The organism is Bacillus sp. 3G2, from assembly GCF_044324725.1.
GTDB classification, from domain to species: Bacteria; Bacillota; Bacilli; order Bacillales; family Bacillaceae_G; genus Bacillus_A; species Bacillus_A mobilis.
The window spans coordinates 2,857,226-2,873,082 of the sequence record NZ_CP172246.1 but is presented as its reverse complement, the minus strand read 5'-3'; the positions used below and the strand labels follow the sequence as shown (position 1 = coordinate 2,873,082).

18 protein-coding genes are annotated in these 15,857 nt (G+C 35.2%); 16 read left to right on the top strand and 2 right to left on the bottom strand.

The genetic code is table 11. The features are described from left to right. Window positions 1-17 precede the first annotated feature (17 nt). From ACHZK0_RS14775 to ACHZK0_RS14755, 5 genes are all read left to right on the top strand, one after another. On the top strand, window positions 18-746 hold the full coding sequence (locus ACHZK0_RS14775) for an ArsR/SmtB family transcription factor (protein ID WP_395760558.1): 729 nt from the start codon (window positions 18-20) through the stop codon (window positions 744-746). Window positions 747-964: 218 nt separating this feature from the next. Further along, window positions 965-2,110 carry a stage II sporulation protein P gene (locus ACHZK0_RS14770; RefSeq protein ID WP_395760557.1) on the top strand — a complete coding sequence of 382 codons (1,146 nt, stop codon included), beginning with the start codon at window positions 965-967 and terminating at the stop codon, window positions 2,108-2,110. Window positions 2,111-2,306: 196 nt separating this feature from the next. Next, entirely contained in the window at window positions 2,307-2,984 is a 678-nt protein-coding gene (locus ACHZK0_RS14765; RefSeq protein WP_061676961.1) for a copper homeostasis protein CutC, read from the top strand. Window positions 2,985-3,007: 23 nt separating this feature from the next. Beyond that, complete coding sequence (lepB, locus tag ACHZK0_RS14760; protein ID WP_061676960.1) at window positions 3,008-3,559, top strand: signal peptidase I; 552 nt, start codon at window positions 3,008-3,010, stop codon at window positions 3,557-3,559. A gap of 153 nt (window positions 3,560-3,712) precedes the next feature. Continuing rightward, window positions 3,713-4,546: a DNA alkylation repair protein gene (locus tag ACHZK0_RS14755; RefSeq protein WP_395760556.1), complete on the top strand. Its 834-nt coding sequence runs from the start codon at window positions 3,713-3,715 to the stop codon at window positions 4,544-4,546. Between the two features lie 195 nt (window positions 4,547-4,741). On the opposite strand, the gene ACHZK0_RS14750 is transcribed toward ACHZK0_RS14755, so the two are convergent. Further along, the gene (locus ACHZK0_RS14750; protein ID WP_395760555.1) at window positions 4,742-5,152 is read right to left on the bottom strand and encodes a hypothetical protein; all 411 of its coding nucleotides are present in this window, start codon (window positions 5,150-5,152) and stop codon (window positions 4,742-4,744) included. 252 nt (window positions 5,153-5,404) lie between these two features. Between ACHZK0_RS14750 and ACHZK0_RS14745 the strand changes: the two genes are divergently transcribed. The 9 genes from ACHZK0_RS14745 (at window position 5,405) to ACHZK0_RS14705 (ending at window position 12,177) form a co-directional block, all read left to right on the top strand. Then, window positions 5,405-6,157, top strand: coding sequence for an IclR family transcriptional regulator (locus ACHZK0_RS14745; protein WP_395760554.1), 753 nt, complete (start codon window positions 5,405-5,407; stop codon window positions 6,155-6,157). Between the two features lie 14 nt (window positions 6,158-6,171). Further along, complete coding sequence (gene pxpB / locus ACHZK0_RS14740; RefSeq protein WP_395760553.1) at window positions 6,172-6,885, top strand: 5-oxoprolinase subunit PxpB; 714 nt, start codon at window positions 6,172-6,174, stop codon at window positions 6,883-6,885. After that, the gene (locus tag ACHZK0_RS14735; protein ID WP_395760552.1) at window positions 6,876-7,865 is read left to right on the top strand and encodes a biotin-dependent carboxyltransferase family protein; all 990 of its coding nucleotides are present in this window, start codon (window positions 6,876-6,878) and stop codon (window positions 7,863-7,865) included. The genes pxpB and ACHZK0_RS14735 overlap by 10 nt, the downstream gene beginning before the upstream one ends. 18 nt (window positions 7,866-7,883) lie before the next feature. Then, the gene (gene pxpA / locus ACHZK0_RS14730) at window positions 7,884-8,645 is read left to right on the top strand and encodes a 5-oxoprolinase subunit PxpA (RefSeq protein ID WP_395760551.1); all 762 of its coding nucleotides are present in this window, start codon (window positions 7,884-7,886) and stop codon (window positions 8,643-8,645) included. Window positions 8,646-8,676: 31 nt separating this feature from the next. Continuing rightward, window positions 8,677-9,372, top strand: coding sequence for a DUF969 domain-containing protein (locus ACHZK0_RS14725; protein WP_097818907.1), 696 nt, complete (start codon window positions 8,677-8,679; stop codon window positions 9,370-9,372). Between the two features lies 1 nt (window position 9,373). After that, entirely contained in the window at window positions 9,374-10,336 is a 963-nt protein-coding gene (locus ACHZK0_RS14720; protein ID WP_097864136.1) for a DUF979 domain-containing protein, read from the top strand. Window positions 10,337-10,351: 15 nt separating this feature from the next. After that, window positions 10,352-10,999 (top strand): pyroglutamyl-peptidase I, encoded by a 648-nt coding sequence (gene pcp, locus ACHZK0_RS14715; protein WP_270343260.1) that lies wholly within the window; start codon window positions 10,352-10,354, stop codon window positions 10,997-10,999. A 168-nt stretch (window positions 11,000-11,167) separates the two neighbouring features. Next, a complete protein-coding gene (locus tag ACHZK0_RS14710) occupies window positions 11,168-11,362 on the top strand; it encodes a hypothetical protein (protein ID WP_395760550.1) in 195 nt (64 codons plus the stop codon). Window positions 11,363-11,442: 80 nt separating this feature from the next. Next, a complete protein-coding gene (locus ACHZK0_RS14705; protein ID WP_262742615.1) occupies window positions 11,443-12,177 on the top strand; it encodes an NAD-dependent protein deacylase in 735 nt (244 codons plus the stop codon). A 47-nt stretch (window positions 12,178-12,224) separates the two neighbouring features. Here ACHZK0_RS14705 and ACHZK0_RS14700 read toward each other — a convergent pair whose 3' ends face one another. Continuing rightward, window positions 12,225-12,803, bottom strand: coding sequence for a hypothetical protein (locus ACHZK0_RS14700; RefSeq protein ID WP_395760549.1), 579 nt, complete (start codon window positions 12,801-12,803; stop codon window positions 12,225-12,227). 278 nt (window positions 12,804-13,081) lie between these two features. Between ACHZK0_RS14700 and ACHZK0_RS14695 the strand changes: the two genes are divergently transcribed. Together ACHZK0_RS14695 and lepB (ACHZK0_RS14690) are read left to right on the top strand one after the other, a co-directional pair. Continuing rightward, window positions 13,082-15,235 (top strand): peptidoglycan D,D-transpeptidase FtsI family protein, encoded by a 2,154-nt coding sequence (locus ACHZK0_RS14695; RefSeq protein ID WP_270606786.1) that lies wholly within the window; start codon window positions 13,082-13,084, stop codon window positions 15,233-15,235. A gap of 82 nt (window positions 15,236-15,317) precedes the next feature. After that, entirely contained in the window at window positions 15,318-15,839 is a 522-nt protein-coding gene (lepB, locus tag ACHZK0_RS14690) for a signal peptidase I (protein ID WP_061676949.1), read from the top strand. Window positions 15,840-15,857 lie beyond the last annotated feature (18 nt).

Here is a 15,857-nt window from a genome sequence, read left to right as displayed (position 1 = left end):
TAGGGTATCATCGAAATATGAATGTATATCCGAATATCTCATATATAGCTAAACTAATTGCTGAACCTACAAGAGCGATTATCTTAGATTGTTTAATGAACAATCAGGCACTACCTGCTAGCGAATTGGCTTATAAGGCAAAAGTGTCACATCCAACGATTAGTTCTCATCTTTCTAAATTAGTAGAGGGGAATCTACTTACAGTTGAACAACATGGTAGACATCGTTACTATCGACTTGCTAATCAAGAGGTAGCAGAAGTTCTTGAAAAGTTAGGAACAATTGCACCAACAGTCCAAGTTCGTTCTTTAAAACAATCGGATCAACTAAAACGAATTCGTTATGCTCGAACTTGCTATGATCATCTTGCAGGCAGGCTCGGTGTAGAGATAACTGAAAAATTACTACATAGGGAATTTATAATTTTAAAGGAAGGAGACTACATTGTAACGGAACAAGGTAAGCAGTGGTTTCTGAATTTTGGAATAAATATTGAAACGGCAAATATAAAGAGAAGGATATTTGCAAAACCTTGTCTTGATTGGAGTGAACGACGCTACCATATTTCTGGTTGGTTAGGATCTGCAATAGCAAAACTATTTTTTGAACAGGAATGGATTACAAAAACGGATAAAAATCGGGCTGTTCATCTTACCCAAAAAGGTATGAAGTTATTGAAAGACCAATTAGGCATTGACATGGAAGATAAAAAAGGCCATCAAAATACAGTGCCTCCTATCGAGTAAACAGTATTAAATAACCTGAGTTCTATATTTATATAGACTCAGGTTATTTAATTTTTAAAAAAATCCTTGATAATATTTGCGCACGGCAACTTTAACCTCATTTGCCTTACGGAAAGAGGTTAAATGAAAACATAGTAGTTGAGGCAATTCTATTAAATTAGTAATCATATTACTTAAAAATTATGCGTAAGAATATAGTAAATGAAGGGAGATATAAAATGAATAAAGTGAAACTGAAAGTATTGAATGTAAGATATGTAGTGATATGTATTTTATTCACGATTATATGTATCCTCACTTCATTCTTCATTTCTAGTAATTCCAGCGTATTTAAATCATTTTATATGAATCAGTTATTAGGAACGAATTCTACTAAAGGCCTTATGTATATGATAGGAAGTGAAAACCGTTATTTCGCTGAAGAATTTCATAAAGAAAAAGGACGAGCGTCTTTGGAATCTTTTTTACTGTCACTTTCTACAAACATTAATGTAAATGATCTTCGAAGTTTATTAACCCGGGAACTTCCTAATATGAATCAATTTTATTCGGAAATATTAATTGCTGGGGAAGGAACTGATTATACGAACATTCCGGAAGAATCCAGTGTTCCTTTAGATAACATTAAAGATAAAGGTACTGCTATTGAACATCCAAAGAGTGGGAAAGAAAACAATTCTACTGGTGAAAATTCAAATACACAAAATAACGGTGAAAATAAAGTTTTTATTTATCATACACATAGTTGGGAAGCGTTTATTCCTCTCATTCCAGGTGCTTCGATACCTGACGATGCTTCCAGTACAAATAATGAAGTGAATATTACGTTTGTTGGAAACTATTTAAAACAAAAGTTAGAAGAAAAAGGAATAGGTGTTTCACATGATACGACAAATATGAGGGATTTTCTGCGAAATAAAAATTTAAATTGGGCCCAATCCTACAAAGGTTCCCGTCAAATATTACAAGATAAATTGGCACAGGATAAAAATATTATGTTTCCAATGGATCTTCATAGAGATGATGCCCGAAAGAATACTACAACAAAAAATATTAACGGAAAGAATTATGCTCGGCTTTATTTTATTTTAGGACGAGAAAATCCTAACTATGAAAAAAACAAAAAAATAGTAACGGCAATAAATTCATATTTAGACGAGAAGTATTACGGTTTAAGCCGAGGGATTTTTATTAAAGATCGTAAAAGCGGGAACGGAGTATATAATCAAGACCTTTCTCCCAATGCATTACTTATTGAAATGGGAGGGGTAGATAATACACCAGAAGAATTGTATGCGTCAGTTGACGCATTAGTAGAAGCATTTAGCTACTATTATAATGGAGTAACGAAGAAAAATAATTAAAATAAAAAGGAGTGATACCTAGTCAAAAGTGCTAGGTGTTACTCTTTTTTTGTAGAATATAAAATCACCAATAAACGTCATCGAATGAAAAAAATCTTTCTTTTCATTCTTCTTTTTACAGATTTATAGGAGAATGCTAGGTTTCTTATTTTTACTAATGTTATAATAAGAAAAAAGCACGAAAAGAGGTCATCTCATGCTAGAGGTTATTGCAACATGTTTAGAAGATGTAAAGCGAATTGAACGAGCTGGCGGGAAGCGAATTGAATTAATTTCATCTTATACAGAAGGCGGTTTAACGCCGAGTTATGCATTTATTAAAAAAGCGGTAGAAGCGGTACATATACCGATTCACGTTATGATTCGTCCGCATGCGAAGTCTTTTACATATACGGAAGAAGAAATTGAAATGATGAAGGAAGATATCATCATGGCGCAGAAGTTAGGTGCAGCTGGTGTTGTATTAGGTGTATTAAACGAACGAAATGAAGTGGATGAAGAGAAATTAGCGGATTTACTATCTGTTGTAGATGGAATAAATGTAACGTACCACCGTGCGATAGATGATATAGAAAATCCAGTAGAAGCGATGAGGATTTTAAAGAAGTTTCATAAAGTGACTCACGTGTTAACTTCAGGTGGACAAGGAAATATAGTAGAGAATATTCCGGTGCTTGCAGAAATGCAAAAGGTAAGCGAAGGTCAAATTCAACTTGTTGCTGGAGCTGGTGTGACGAAAGAAAATATAAAGCGATTGCTAGATGAAACTGGAATTACGCAAGCGCATGTCGGTACAGCGGTAAGAGAAGGGAAATCATGTTTTTCTGAAATTGATCTTAATTTAGTACAAGAATTAGTTCAAATCATACAATAAACACGTAAGGAAGAGGAGAAACGATGAAGGAAAATACGAAGAAAGAATTATTCTCATGGGCTAAAACGATAGGATTTACACTAGTATTAATCGCTATTATTCGCGGTGTTTTATTTACACCTTCATTAGTACAAGGCGAATCGATGATGCCTACTTTAGAAAATAACGAACGAGTGCTCGTGAATAAGATTGGTTATAGTATAAGTGGATTAGAGCGCTTTGATATTATCGTCTTCCACGGTAAAGAAGGGTACGATTTAGTAAAACGAGTAATTGGTTTACCAGGCGATACAGTTGAGTATAAAAACGATGTGTTATATGTAAACGGAGAAGCGATGGAAGAACCATATTTAAAAGAGTTTAAAGAAAAAGCGGCAGGCCGTGTATTAACTCCAGACTTTACGTTAGAACAAATTACAGGAAAAACGAAAGTGCCAGAAGGCCAAGTGTTTGTTTTAGGAGATAATCGTGAAGTTTCGAAAGACGGTCGTATGTTTGGATTTATTTCAGAAGATGAGATTGTCGGAAAAGGACAAGCTGTTTTCTGGCCGTTGAAACAAGTAAGAGCGTTATAAAGCATATATGGGAGAAATATTCTTCCGGTGGATTTAAATCACATTTTTTGTAAAACTGAATGTTCATTTAAGAAAGAAAGAGGTCATTTTGATTATTATTTTTCAAAATGGCCTCTGTTTATTTGAAGATCGTATTGCAAGGAGGGAATTTAAATGATAATGAAAGAAACAGAAGTTATCTTAAACAGGAAAGGAGCCAGGAAAGTAAACGAAATTCCTAAAGAGGTCTTACAATTACTACAGCAAGGGAAAGTAGAAAGTGTAAATCTAACAGAATGGCTAGCAATAAATCATATTGAACTACTTAAAAATGTCTTACCTTCAATAGGACTCAAGAAAAGTTTGGAATGTATAGTAGCTGAATTAGAAAAACAGAACGTTGAAACAGGAATGAAAGTCATACGAATAACAGGAACTTTATTGGATGAAATTATACTCAAAGAGTATGAAGGAAATAAGGAAGACATACTGTTAAAATTATCTGATCATATTTCAGATAGTGTACGATGTTGGGCAGCGTTTATGAATAAAAAATCAAATAACACATTAAAAGATACATTAACGTACATTCAACCTTTTGCGGCGGATCATCATTTTGGTGTTCGAGAAATTGCTTGGATGTCTATTAGAGAAGATCTTTCACAAAATATAGAAGAAAGTGTGGAATTGTTAGTAGAATGGGCAAAAAGTGAGGATGAGAATATTCGTAGGTTCTCTGTAGAATCTATTCGTCCTCGAGGTGTATGGAGTAAACATATTGAAGTATTAAAACAAGAACCTGAAAAAGCACTTCCCATTCTTAATTTACTTAAATCAGATCCATCAAAATATGTACAAGATTCGGTTGGGAACTGGTTAAATGATGCAAGTAAAACGAAACCAGATTGGGTATTGAACCTGTGTGAAGAATGGGAAAAGGATACTGATATAAAATCAACTAGTAGAATTATTAAAAAAGCTAAAAGAACGATTTTGAAAAATAAGTAATATGTAACTAATAGACTTGTTAGTTGTACGAAGGAACAATCAATCGTATTAAAAAAAGAATATTTTGAATAACTAGGAGAAGAGCATGTATTAATCAATACATGCTCTTTATATATTTTTTTATATTAGTGTTATGAATGAAAGGTGATCAAATTTCATTTCAAGTCTAAACTTCCGTACTTTTTATTGAAACTTTTATTCTAATAGTTTTATGGCAACATGTACTTTGGAAAGTGAACCGTCTCTATTTCTAAAAATAATTTTATATTCACCGTCAGGAAGCCAATCAGTCCAGTGAATATCGAATTCGCTTATTGCTTGTTCCCCAGGTTTTAAAGTTCCGTCAATCATCCAAGCACCTTTAGCGTTATACAAAGTATAACTAAAAGGAGAATCACCTGTATTACGTACAAGAACGCTTAAGTTATCTCCATTAAAATAGTTGAAATTATAAGTGGTTGATCCGAAAAATGCAACGTCTTCGTTAGTTATGGCACGTTGTTCAATTTGAGAGTTTAGCTTCGTATCCTCATTTGTCGCAAATATTACATTATAACCTATACAAAAAGATAACATAATAGCGGGAATCATTAGCAACTTTTTCAAAAGAAACACTCCTTATATTTAGTTTTATGTATATTATGATAAACAAAATGCATTAAGAATGTAATAACTTGATGTAAAAATTTACAAATTAATGTAATTATTTACGTTTTTAAAATCACTGACAAATATATCGGATCATGAGCTTGAAAAAAATATTGATAGAATTGAAAGAATATTTTATAATTTTAAATTATATATTTGTTTCGAAATACGGAATTAAAGTTCCGAAATTCGGAACAAGAGGGAGATAGAATGAGTATAAATAAAACGGCAGTTAAGACAATGGATATTTTAGAGTTGTTTTATGAGCATGAAGAGCTAAGTTTAACAGAGATGGTCCAGCTTACGAGTATGCCGAAAACATCTGTTTATCGTTTAATTGGCTCGTTAGAAGAAATGGAGTTTTTACAAAAAAACGAGAAGGGGAAATATTGTCTCGGGGTCGTTTTTTTACGCTTCGGACAACTTGTTTCACAAAGATTATCCGTAAGAAATATTGCGATTCCCTATATGAAAGAGCTTAGAGATAGTTTAGGGCAGGCGGTTAATTTAATTATTCAAGATGGTAATGATGCGATTTATGTGGAAAAGATGGAAGGTGCTCAGCCTGTACGCGTGTATACAGCGGTGGGAAGAAGAGCACCACTTTATGCAGGTGCATGTCCGAGAATTTTACTATCGTATTTCTCTGAGGAAGAGAAAAGAAAATACATAGAGGAAACGGACTTAAAACAGTTTGCGGATGGAACCATTGTGGATAAGGAACAATTGCTAGAAGTGTTACAAATGGCGAAAAAGGAAGGACACACGATTAGCTACTCTGAGTTAGAAAATCATACAGCCGCTATAGCAGCGCCCATTTTTGCAAGTGATGGAACGGTTGTAGCGGGGATTAGTATTTCGGGATTAGCAATTGAGTACAGCGAAAGTAACATTTCATATTTTATTGCGAAGGTGAAAGAAACAGCACATCGCATTTCGAAAGAACTCGGCTTTTTGGCATAGAAAGAGGGAGTGGGATGAAATTTTCTGCGTTAGGGGATCAAGCAATTATTGTTACATTTGGTGAAGAAATGGGGATGGAGACATACGAAAAAGTGCAGCGATTGTTTCAAGCGTTAAGGCAGCATCCGTTTACAGGAATGGTTGAATGTGTGCCATCTTTCACTTCATTAGCTGTCTACTACAATGTATACGAAGTATGGAAGCGAAATGGGAGAAGTGAAGGGCCGTATCATTACGTTTGTCAATATATAAAAGAGCTGTGTGATTCGTATAAAGAAGAAGTGAACCAAGATGTGAAACATATTTCTATACCTGTTTGCTACGGGGGAGAATATGGACCTGATTTAGAAGAGGTCGCGCATTGTAGCGGATTACGAGCAGAGGATGTCATTCGTATACATAGTGAAACAACATATTTTGTGTATATGTTAGGTTTTACACCTGGATTCCCGTATTTAGGAGGACTATCAAAAGAACTAGAAACACCTAGAAAAGAAACGCCACGCTTACAAATACCTGCTGGTTCGGTAGGCATTGGTGGAAATCAAACAGGTATATATCCGCTTGAAACGCCGGGCGGATGGAATATTATTGGCCGAACACCCATTTCATTATTTAATCCAGAAGAAGAAACACCAACCTATATTCAAAGCGGTATGTATTTACGATTTATCCCAATAACGAAGGAAGAGTACGTATCACTTGAGGGGGCTAAAGAATGGATGTAGAGGTTTTACATGCAGGAATGTTTACAACAGTCCAAGATTTAGGGCGATCTCATTATCAACAATACGGTGTACCAGTTGGCGGGGCCATGGATCAAAGTGCACTTCGGATGATCAATATGTTGGTCGGTAATGAAGAGAATGAAGCAGGACTCGAAATGACAATTATGGGACCTAAATTGTTAATTAAAAAAACGACTTTACTTGCGGTTGGCGGAGCGGATATGGAACCTTTACTGAATGGGAAGCGTATTCCATTATGGCGTCCCATTTTAGCAGAAGAAGGTAGCATGCTTTGCTTCGGAAAAGTGAAAAGCGGTTGCAGAGCGTATGTGACTTTTGCAGGCGGTATACATATTGATCGTACGATGGGAAGCAAAAGTACTTACATACGTGCTGCGATTGGTGGTATAGAAGGAAGGATGCTGAAAAAAGGAGATTATTTTCAAATTGGTACGCACTCAGAATTAGCGAGTCGTTTCATTCAAGACTTACAAAAAGATGAGCGAATCAAAACAAAATGGGTAATTAGCAGCAGCGTACTGCCAAAGTATATGAAATATCCTAAGCTGCGTGTCATAACTGGTTTTGAATATGATCAATTTACAGAAGAAAGTATAAGGGCATTTTTTACGAAAGAGTATAAAGTATCTAATTACGCTGACCGAATGGGTTATAGAGTTGAGGGAGAAGTTTTAAATAGAGTGGAAGAAAAAGAGATTTTATCGAGTCCCGTTACATTTGGGACCATTCAAATTCCAAATGGTGGACAGCCAATTATATTAATGGCAGATAGGCAAACGACAGGTGGCTATCCGAGAATGGGCAATATTATTTCAGTAGATTTACCACTTCTTGCTCAATTAAAACCGGGGGACTATGTTTCTTTTGAGAAAATTACGCTGGAAGAAGCGGAACAATTGTACATAGAACAAGAAGTAAATATGAATCTATTAAAGAAATTCATCGCTTTACGAAGCTGACATTAGGAGGGGAATATCGTGACGACAATCGATTTAAACTGTGATTTAGGAGAAAGTTTTGGAGCTTATAAAATGGGGAATGATGATGAAATTCTTCCGTTCGTTTCCTCTATAAACGTTGCTTGTGGTTTTCATGCGGGTGATCCGACTGTAATGAGGCAAACGGTTGAAAAGGCACTGCAGCATAATGTAGCAATTGGCGCGCATCCTGGTTTTCCTGATTTAATTGGATTTGGAAGAAGAAATATGAACGTTTCACCAAATGAAATATACGACTATGTATTGTATCAAATCGGTGCATTAGACGCTTTTGTGAAAGCAGCAGGCGGGAAAATGCATCATGTGAAACCACACGGTGCTTTATATAATATGGCGGCGACTAATCCGGAAATTGCAGGTGCAATCGCAAAAGCAATTTATCATAGTAATCCAAATCTATTATTTTACGGATTAGCAAATAGTGAGGCGTTTATACAGGCTGCGGAAAAATACAATATAACCCTCGTACAAGAAGCTTTTGCTGATCGGACGTATAAGCAAGATGGGACATTAACGAGCCGGACAGAAGAAAATGCGCTCATAAAAAATGAAGACGAAGCGATAAAGCAAGTGCTTCAAATGGTGAGAGAGGGCTATGTAAACGCGGTGAATGGAGAGAAAGTGACAGTTCAAGCGCAAACGATTTGTTTACACGGCGATGGAGAGAAAGCGGTTCAATTTGCGGGAAGAATATACAGAACATTCGAACTTAATGGTGTTTCAATTTGTGCACCGAAATAAAGCGGGATAAAAAATAGGGGGAAGTGCTGGAATGATTAAATTAATCGGGATACTACTTGTTGCAGTGGGCTTTTTATTTAGATTAAATACACTATTAGTAGTTATGGTTGCAGGTATTGTTACTGGTATGGTTTCAGGATTAAGCTTTTATGATGTGATCAGCATGTTCGGTAAATTTTTCATAGAAAATAGATATATGTCTATGCCAATTATACTAACTTTACCGGTAATTGGAATTTTAGAGCGTTACGGTTTAAAAGAAAGAGCAGAAGCACTTATAACGAAATCAAAAGGAGCAACAACTGGAAGAGTATTAATGTCATATTTTACGATAAGAGAATCATCAGCAGCACTTGGACTGAATATTGGTGGTCATGCGCAAACAGTAAGACCGCTTGTTGCGCCAATGGCAGAGGGAGCTGCGCAAGGTAAATATGGTAAGCTACCTGAAAAGTTAAGAGAAAAGATTAAAGCAAACGCAGCAGCTGCGGAAAATACAGCTTGGTTTTTCGGAGAGGATATATTTATCGCGACTGGTGCGATTTTATTAATGAAAGGATTCTTCGATTCAGTAGGTATGCATGTTGGTGTATGGGATATGGCGCTTTGGGGTATTCCAACTGCAATATCAGCGCTTATTGTGAGCTGGATCAGATTTAGAAGATTTGATAAATATATAGAGAAAACGATGAAATCAAAAGAAAAAGAAGAGAAGGAGGCAATATAAAATGAACATTATCACAATGGATACAATTTATTACGTATTAGGTATAATCGTTGCCTTTATCGCTGTTCGTATTGCATTTGATCGGGAACATCCAAATCGATTTGGTTCTAGCTTATTTTGGGCGTTATTTGCAGTTACATTTTTATTCGGAAATGTAATCCCTTCGTTTTACGTTGGCTGTATCGTGCTAGCTATGGTCGTATTAGCTTCATTAAACAAAGTAACAAAATCAGAGGAGAAAGAAGTACCAGTACAAGAACGTGTAAAACATGCTGAGAAATTAAAAAATAAAGTTTTCATGCCTGCACTATTAATTCCTATATTTACAATTATCGGTACGTTAACGTTAGGAAAAATCAAATGGGGAAATGTTTCCCTTGTTGATCCAGATAAAGTAACGCTAGTAGCATTAGCACTAGGAGCATTACTTGCATTCGTTGCCGCGATGCGTATTACAAAGTCGAAAATAACAACGCCTGTACAAGAAGGAAGCAGATTATTACAAGCTGTCGGCTGGGCTGTTATATTACCACAAATGTTAGCAGCACTTGGCGGTATTTTCGCAAAGTCTGGCGTTGGACAAGTCGTTTCTGATTTAGTCGGACAAGTATTACCGACAGAGTATCCGTTCGTTGCTGTTATGGCATATTGTTTAGGAATGATGCTCTTTACAGTCGTAATGGGAAATGCATTCGCAGCGTTTGCCGTAATTACTGGCGGAATTGGTTTACCTTTAATTGTACAAATGCACGGAGGAAATCCGGCAATTATGGCAGCACTCGGTATGTTTGCTGGATATTGCGGAACGCTACTTACTCCAATGGCAGCAAACTTTAATATCGTTCCGGCAATGCTTTTAGAGCTAAAAGATAAGAATGCAGTTATTAAAGCGCAAGTACCAATTGCTCTTTCCATCTTTATTATCAATATGTTTATTATGTACGGCCTTGTATATCGTTTCTAATTAGGAGGGAAAACTATGAAAACAGTATTATTAACAGGGTTCGACCCGTTCGGCGGAGAAAGCATCAATCCAGCTTGGGAAGTCGCAAAAAGTTTGCATGAAAAAACAATCGGAGAATACAAGATTATTAGTAAACAAGTACCAACTGTATTTCATAAATCAATACAAGTTTTAAAAGAATATATAGAAGAACTAACACCGGAAATAATTATATGTATCGGACAAGCTGGGGGCAGACCAGATATTACGGTAGAGCGTGTCGCAATTAATATTGATGATGCAAGAATTGCTGACAATGAAGGGAATCAGCCAGTAGATGTGCCGGTTATAGAAGAAGGACCGGCTGCTTATTGGTCTACACTTCCGATGAAAGCAATTGTAAAAAGACTTCACGAAGAAGGGATACCAGCTTCCGTTTCACAAACAGCAGGTACATTCGTTTGTAATCATTTATTCTACGGTCTCATGCATGAACTAGAGAAACAGGATAAGAAAATAAAAGGCGGATTTATTCATATTCCGTTCCTACCAGAGCAAGCGAGTAACTATCCAGGCCAACCGAGTATGTCACTTTCTACTATTCGTAAAGGGATAGAATTGGCAGTTGAGATAACGACGACGGTTGAGGTGGATATTGTGGAAGTTGGGGGTACGACACATTAAGTAAGATGTTGGGGTAGTACCGAAGTGCGTATGTAGTTGTTATTTTTGTTTGAAGGAAAGATGTATCGTTAGGTTGATAATGATAGGATACATTGCACATTTTAAACTCTCCTATTTTCATGTATAATTATTATAAAAATCGGAATTTTTAAAAATGAGGTGGGTATCTTGAAAAGTTTTGGTATGTTAGTAATCTCTACCGTGCTTTCAGCGGGCCTATTATATTATAATGCTCAATCCTTTTATAATATGTTTGCCTCTGGAAATACATATTATTGGGTAAACGGTATCCTAGCAGTAATCTTCTTTGTATTCCTTTACAAAAATGCAAAAGATATCATCAAGAAAAACTATATAAAATAAGGAAGTTTAAAGAGTTCTTTATACAAAGACAACACCTCCTGTAAACAACTGGTATAATAAGTATAGCAATATACATAGAGGTGATTTTTGTGCAATTTGAAGAAGTACGTTCAATTTTAGAAAAAGCGAAGAAAATTACAGTGTTAACAGGTGCTGGTGCAAGTACGGAAAGTGGTATCCCAGATTTCCGTTCAGCAAATGGATTGTATGCCGATGCGAATGTGGAAATGTATTTATCAAGGGGATATTATAATAGGAGTCCGAAAGAATTTTGGAAGCATTATAAAGAAATCTTTCAAATTAATACGTTTCATCAATATAAACCAAATCACGGCCATCGCTTTTTAGCTGAATTAGAAGAACAAGGGAAAGATATTACGATTTTAACGCAAAATATTGACGGTTTACATCAATTAGGCGGTAGTAAGCATGTCATTGATTTACATGGAACACTTCAAACAGCACATTGTCCGAAGTGTAAAGCGGGATATGATTTGCAGTATATGATTGATCATGAAGTGCCTCGCTGCGAGAAGTGTAATTTCATTTTAAATCCAGACGTTGTTTTATATGGAGATACATTGCCGCAATATCAAAATGCGATAACACGTTTATATGAAACAGATGTATTTATCGTTATGGGAACGTCATTAAAAGTGCAACCCGTCGCTTCATTCCCGCAAATCGCAAAGAGGGAAATAGGGGCAACGACAATTTTAGTAAATGAAGAGTTAACAGGGCAAGAATATAACTTTGATTTTGTTTTTCAAAATAAGATTGGTGAGTTTGTTGACGGGGTATCTTCAATGAAATAAGTTATCGAAAAAACTGAGGTATTCACCTCAGTTTTTTATTTGGGTAATCACTGTTTAAAACATTTCAATAATGTAGCAACCACATCTCTATAACCTATAAAAAAGGTTTTGGTTGGCACAATAGCAGAATAGGAAGAAATGTTTTCTTTAGCGAATACACAGTCGTCATATAGTAAACTAATATGTAGCTGTTGTAAAGGTTCTATTTCGTTTTGCTTTAAGTATAAAACTAAGTCATTATAAAGTTGCGTGCTATACTCACTTACAGACCATTCTAATGAAAGCTGACCTGCTATGCTAGTCCACCATACTTTAAAACTACATACTAATTCTTTAAAGGAGTCTTCATTACATAATTGAGTGTCAAAAAGTTTTTCATAAAAGATATGGTTTTCCTCATGAAAAATTTGTAAATCATATCGGTCGTTAGCAATTTGTTTACGAAGTGTATGCCATAATTCTTTGAAATTATCTTCAAAGTCAGTAGAGAAATTTACTTGTTTTGCTATATAAGGAAATCTCAAATTTTCCTTTTTCTCTTTTTGGTTAAGATACATATTTTGAATATAAATCATAAAGTTTAAACAAAATGATGTATTAGTATGTATTGTAAATAAATCTGTCATTTCATTTTCTCCTTAGTAGTGTCTTTTATTGTAGTATACAAAGAAATGTAAATGAATGGTATGAAAAAACAATCTTATACACGCTTTCTTTCAGAAGAAAATTCATGTAATGGCGATTTAAGGGAATGGTAATAAATAGGTTATAAAATTAAAATACTGAAAATTAAATCTTTTATTTCTTTAGTAATTAATATAAAATTCTATATATATCATATAAATAAATTTGATACATAATGGTTCTGTGTAGAAATGTTAATAGAATGAAGCGAGGGAGCGAAATGAGACAGAAAAAGGAGCAGAAGAAACAATCGAAAAAGAAAAAGACTCATATTCCTTTTCGATTAAATGTACTATTTTTTATCGTCTTTCTTTTATTTTCAGCTATTATAATTCAATTAGGTAAAGTACAAATCATTGATGGAGAAACGTATAGAAATGAAGTGAACAAAAAGGAAGATGTAACGGTAAGCACTCCTGTTCCTAGAGGGAAAATGTTTGATCGGCAAGGTCAAGTGATTGTAAATAATAAACCACTACGAACCGTTACATATACGAAAATGAAAGGAGTAGATTCGAAAGAAGTTTTACAAGTAGCAAGACAGTTAGCTCAGCTAATAGAAATGTCGCCAGAAGATATAGCTAAGTTAACAGAAACCGATAAAAAAGATTTTTGGATGCAGTTAAATGAAAAACGAGCAGCAGAAAAAGTAACGAAAGAAGATGAGAGTGCATTTAGGAAGCAAGAGATTGAGGGGAAAGAATTAGATAAAAAAGTTGAAGAGTTGCGCCGTGAAAGAATTACGCCAGAAGAATTAAGCGAACTATCAAAAGAGGATCTAGAAGTACTAGCAATTAAAAGTAGGATGAATGCGGGATATAAAATGACGCCGCAAATTGTAAAAAAAGATGTAAGTCAAAATGAATATGCAATCGTAAGTGAAAGATTGGCAATTTTGCCAGGCGTGGATACGACAGTGGATTGGGAACGAGAATACCCAAATGATAAAATACTTCGTTCTATCCTTGGTAGCGTTTCTACTGAAAATGAGGGTTTGCCGAGAGAACAGTTAGATTATTATTTAGTGCGTGATTATAACCGAAATGATCGCATTGGTAAGAGTTATATCGAGAAACAGTACGAAGATGCATTACATGGAACGAAAGAACAGTCTAGAAATATTACGGATAAAGCGGGAAATATTATTCGGACAGAAAAAGTGACTGAAGGAAAAAGTGGAAATAATTTAATGTTAACAGTGGATATGGAGTTACAGAAAAAAGTAGAGGAAAGCCTTGAAAAGAATTTACGAGCATTTCATTCGGCAGAGCCAATGATGGATCGTGCGTTCGTTGTAATGATGAACCCGAAAAATGGGCAAATATTATCAATGGGTGGAAAGAAAATTGTAAATAAAGATGGCGGTATGCAAATAGAAGACTTTGCTTTAGGAACGATGACAAGTTCTTATGAGTTAGGGTCAACTGTGAAAGGGGCTACTTTATTAGCCGGATATCAAACTGAAACAATTAAGCCGTATACGCATTTCTTTGATGCACCAATGTATTTTAAAGGAAGTTCTAAGCCAAAGAAATCGTGGAAAGACTTTGGTGACATTGATGATTTAAGAGCTTTACAAGTTTCATCGAATGTGTACATGTTTAACACTGCTTTAAAAATGGCAGGTGTAAATTATGTACCAAACAATCCGTTAGACATTAAACGAGAGACATTTAATAAAATGCGTTACTACTTTAGACAGTTCGGATTAGGTGTACCGACTGGAATTGACTTACCGAATGAATCGATTGGTCAAATGGGGAGAACTGATAACATACCGGGTTTCTTACTTGATTATGCGATTGGACAGTACGATACATATACGCCGCTGCAACTTGCTCAATATATTTCAACAATTGCAAACGGCGGTTACCGAATGAAACCACAAATTGTACAAGAAGTGAGAGAGCAACCACATAAACCAGAGGATGTTGGAAAAGTTGTTCGCTCTATTGAACCGGTTATTTTAAATCGAGTGGATATGGACACTTCATATATTAATCATGTAAAAGAAGGATTTAGAAGAGTTTTTCAAGAAACTGACGGGACAGGTACTGCAACGTTTAAAGGATTACCGTATAAACCAGCTGGAAAAACAGGAACAGCTGAAACAGTATATGGTGGAGAAAGTGATATTGGAAGAGATGAAAACTATAACCGAAAAAAATGTTATAATTTAACTCTTGCCGGTTATGCACCATATGATGCTGATCCGGAAGTTGCTTTTTCAGTTGTTGTACCTTGGGTGAATGATGACAAATCAGGAATTAATTCCGCGATTGGTAAAGAGATTTTGGATGCGTATTTTGAATTGAAAGCGAAAAGAACGGGTGGAAATCCAGTCCCAGTAGAACAACAGAACAAGCCACAGTAAATATAGTATCACTGCATGGAGACTTATTGTGCAGTGATCTATTTTTTGAGTTAAAAAGCGTTTAAATAAGGTGGGAATGGATATGAAGCAGGAGATGAAAAGAGGCTGGGGGAAATACATACTCTTCGTGTTTGTTTTAGTAGTAGCTTATCACTCTTTTACTTTATGTAAAGTGGAAGGAAAATCAATGCAACCAACTTTATATGAAGAAGACTACGTATTTGTAAATAAAGCAGCAGTACATTTTTCTAATTTAGAGCACGGAGAAATTGTCATTATAAAGGAAGAGGATGAATCGAAATATTATGTAAAACGAGTAATAGGACTTCCTGGTGACGTAATTAGCATAACGAATGGATCAGTATATGTGAATGATAAAAAGCAAGAAGAACCGTATACAAATAAAGATTTATTCAATAATACGCAAGTGTTTTATAACTTTCAAAAGACAAAAATCCCGCCAAATAAGTTATTTGTAATGGGTGATAATCGTGAACTTAGTAGAGATAGTCGAAACGGCTTAGGGTATATTGAAGAAGATAACATAATAGGCAAAGTGGAATTTGTATATTATCCTTTTTCAAAAATGAAGATCATAGAATAAGTGGGGTTTTGTATAACC

Excerpts from the sequence above, each read along its gene's own strand:
- ACHZK0_RS14775 (WP_395760558.1), top strand. The coding sequence starts at position 18 with ATGAATGTATATCCGAATATCTCATATATAGCTAAACTAATTGCTGAA.
- ACHZK0_RS14770 (WP_395760557.1), top strand. The coding sequence starts at position 965 with ATGAATAAAGTGAAACTGAAAGTATTGAATGTAAGATATGTAGTGATA.
- ACHZK0_RS14765 (WP_061676961.1), top strand. The coding sequence starts at position 2,307 with ATGCTAGAGGTTATTGCAACATGTTTAGAAGATGTAAAGCGAATTGAA.
- lepB (WP_061676960.1), top strand. The coding sequence starts at position 3,008 with ATGAAGGAAAATACGAAGAAAGAATTATTCTCATGGGCTAAAACGATA.
- ACHZK0_RS14755 (WP_395760556.1), top strand. The coding sequence starts at position 3,713 with ATGATAATGAAAGAAACAGAAGTTATCTTAAACAGGAAAGGAGCCAGG.
- ACHZK0_RS14745 (WP_395760554.1), top strand. The coding sequence starts at position 5,405 with ATGAGTATAAATAAAACGGCAGTTAAGACAATGGATATTTTAGAGTTG.
- pxpB (WP_395760553.1), top strand. The coding sequence starts at position 6,172 with ATGAAATTTTCTGCGTTAGGGGATCAAGCAATTATTGTTACATTTGGT.
- ACHZK0_RS14735 (WP_395760552.1), top strand. The coding sequence starts at position 6,876 with ATGGATGTAGAGGTTTTACATGCAGGAATGTTTACAACAGTCCAAGAT.
- ACHZK0_RS14725 (WP_097818907.1), top strand. The coding sequence starts at position 8,677 with ATGATTAAATTAATCGGGATACTACTTGTTGCAGTGGGCTTTTTATTT.
- ACHZK0_RS14720 (WP_097864136.1), top strand. The coding sequence starts at position 9,374 with ATGAACATTATCACAATGGATACAATTTATTACGTATTAGGTATAATC.
- pcp (WP_270343260.1), top strand. The coding sequence starts at position 10,352 with ATGAAAACAGTATTATTAACAGGGTTCGACCCGTTCGGCGGAGAAAGC.
- ACHZK0_RS14700 (WP_395760549.1), bottom strand. The coding sequence starts at position 12,803 with ATGACAGATTTATTTACAATACATACTAATACATCATTTTGTTTAAAC.
- ACHZK0_RS14695 (WP_270606786.1), top strand. The coding sequence starts at position 13,082 with ATGAGACAGAAAAAGGAGCAGAAGAAACAATCGAAAAAGAAAAAGACT.
- lepB (WP_061676949.1), top strand. The coding sequence starts at position 15,318 with ATGAAGCAGGAGATGAAAAGAGGCTGGGGGAAATACATACTCTTCGTG.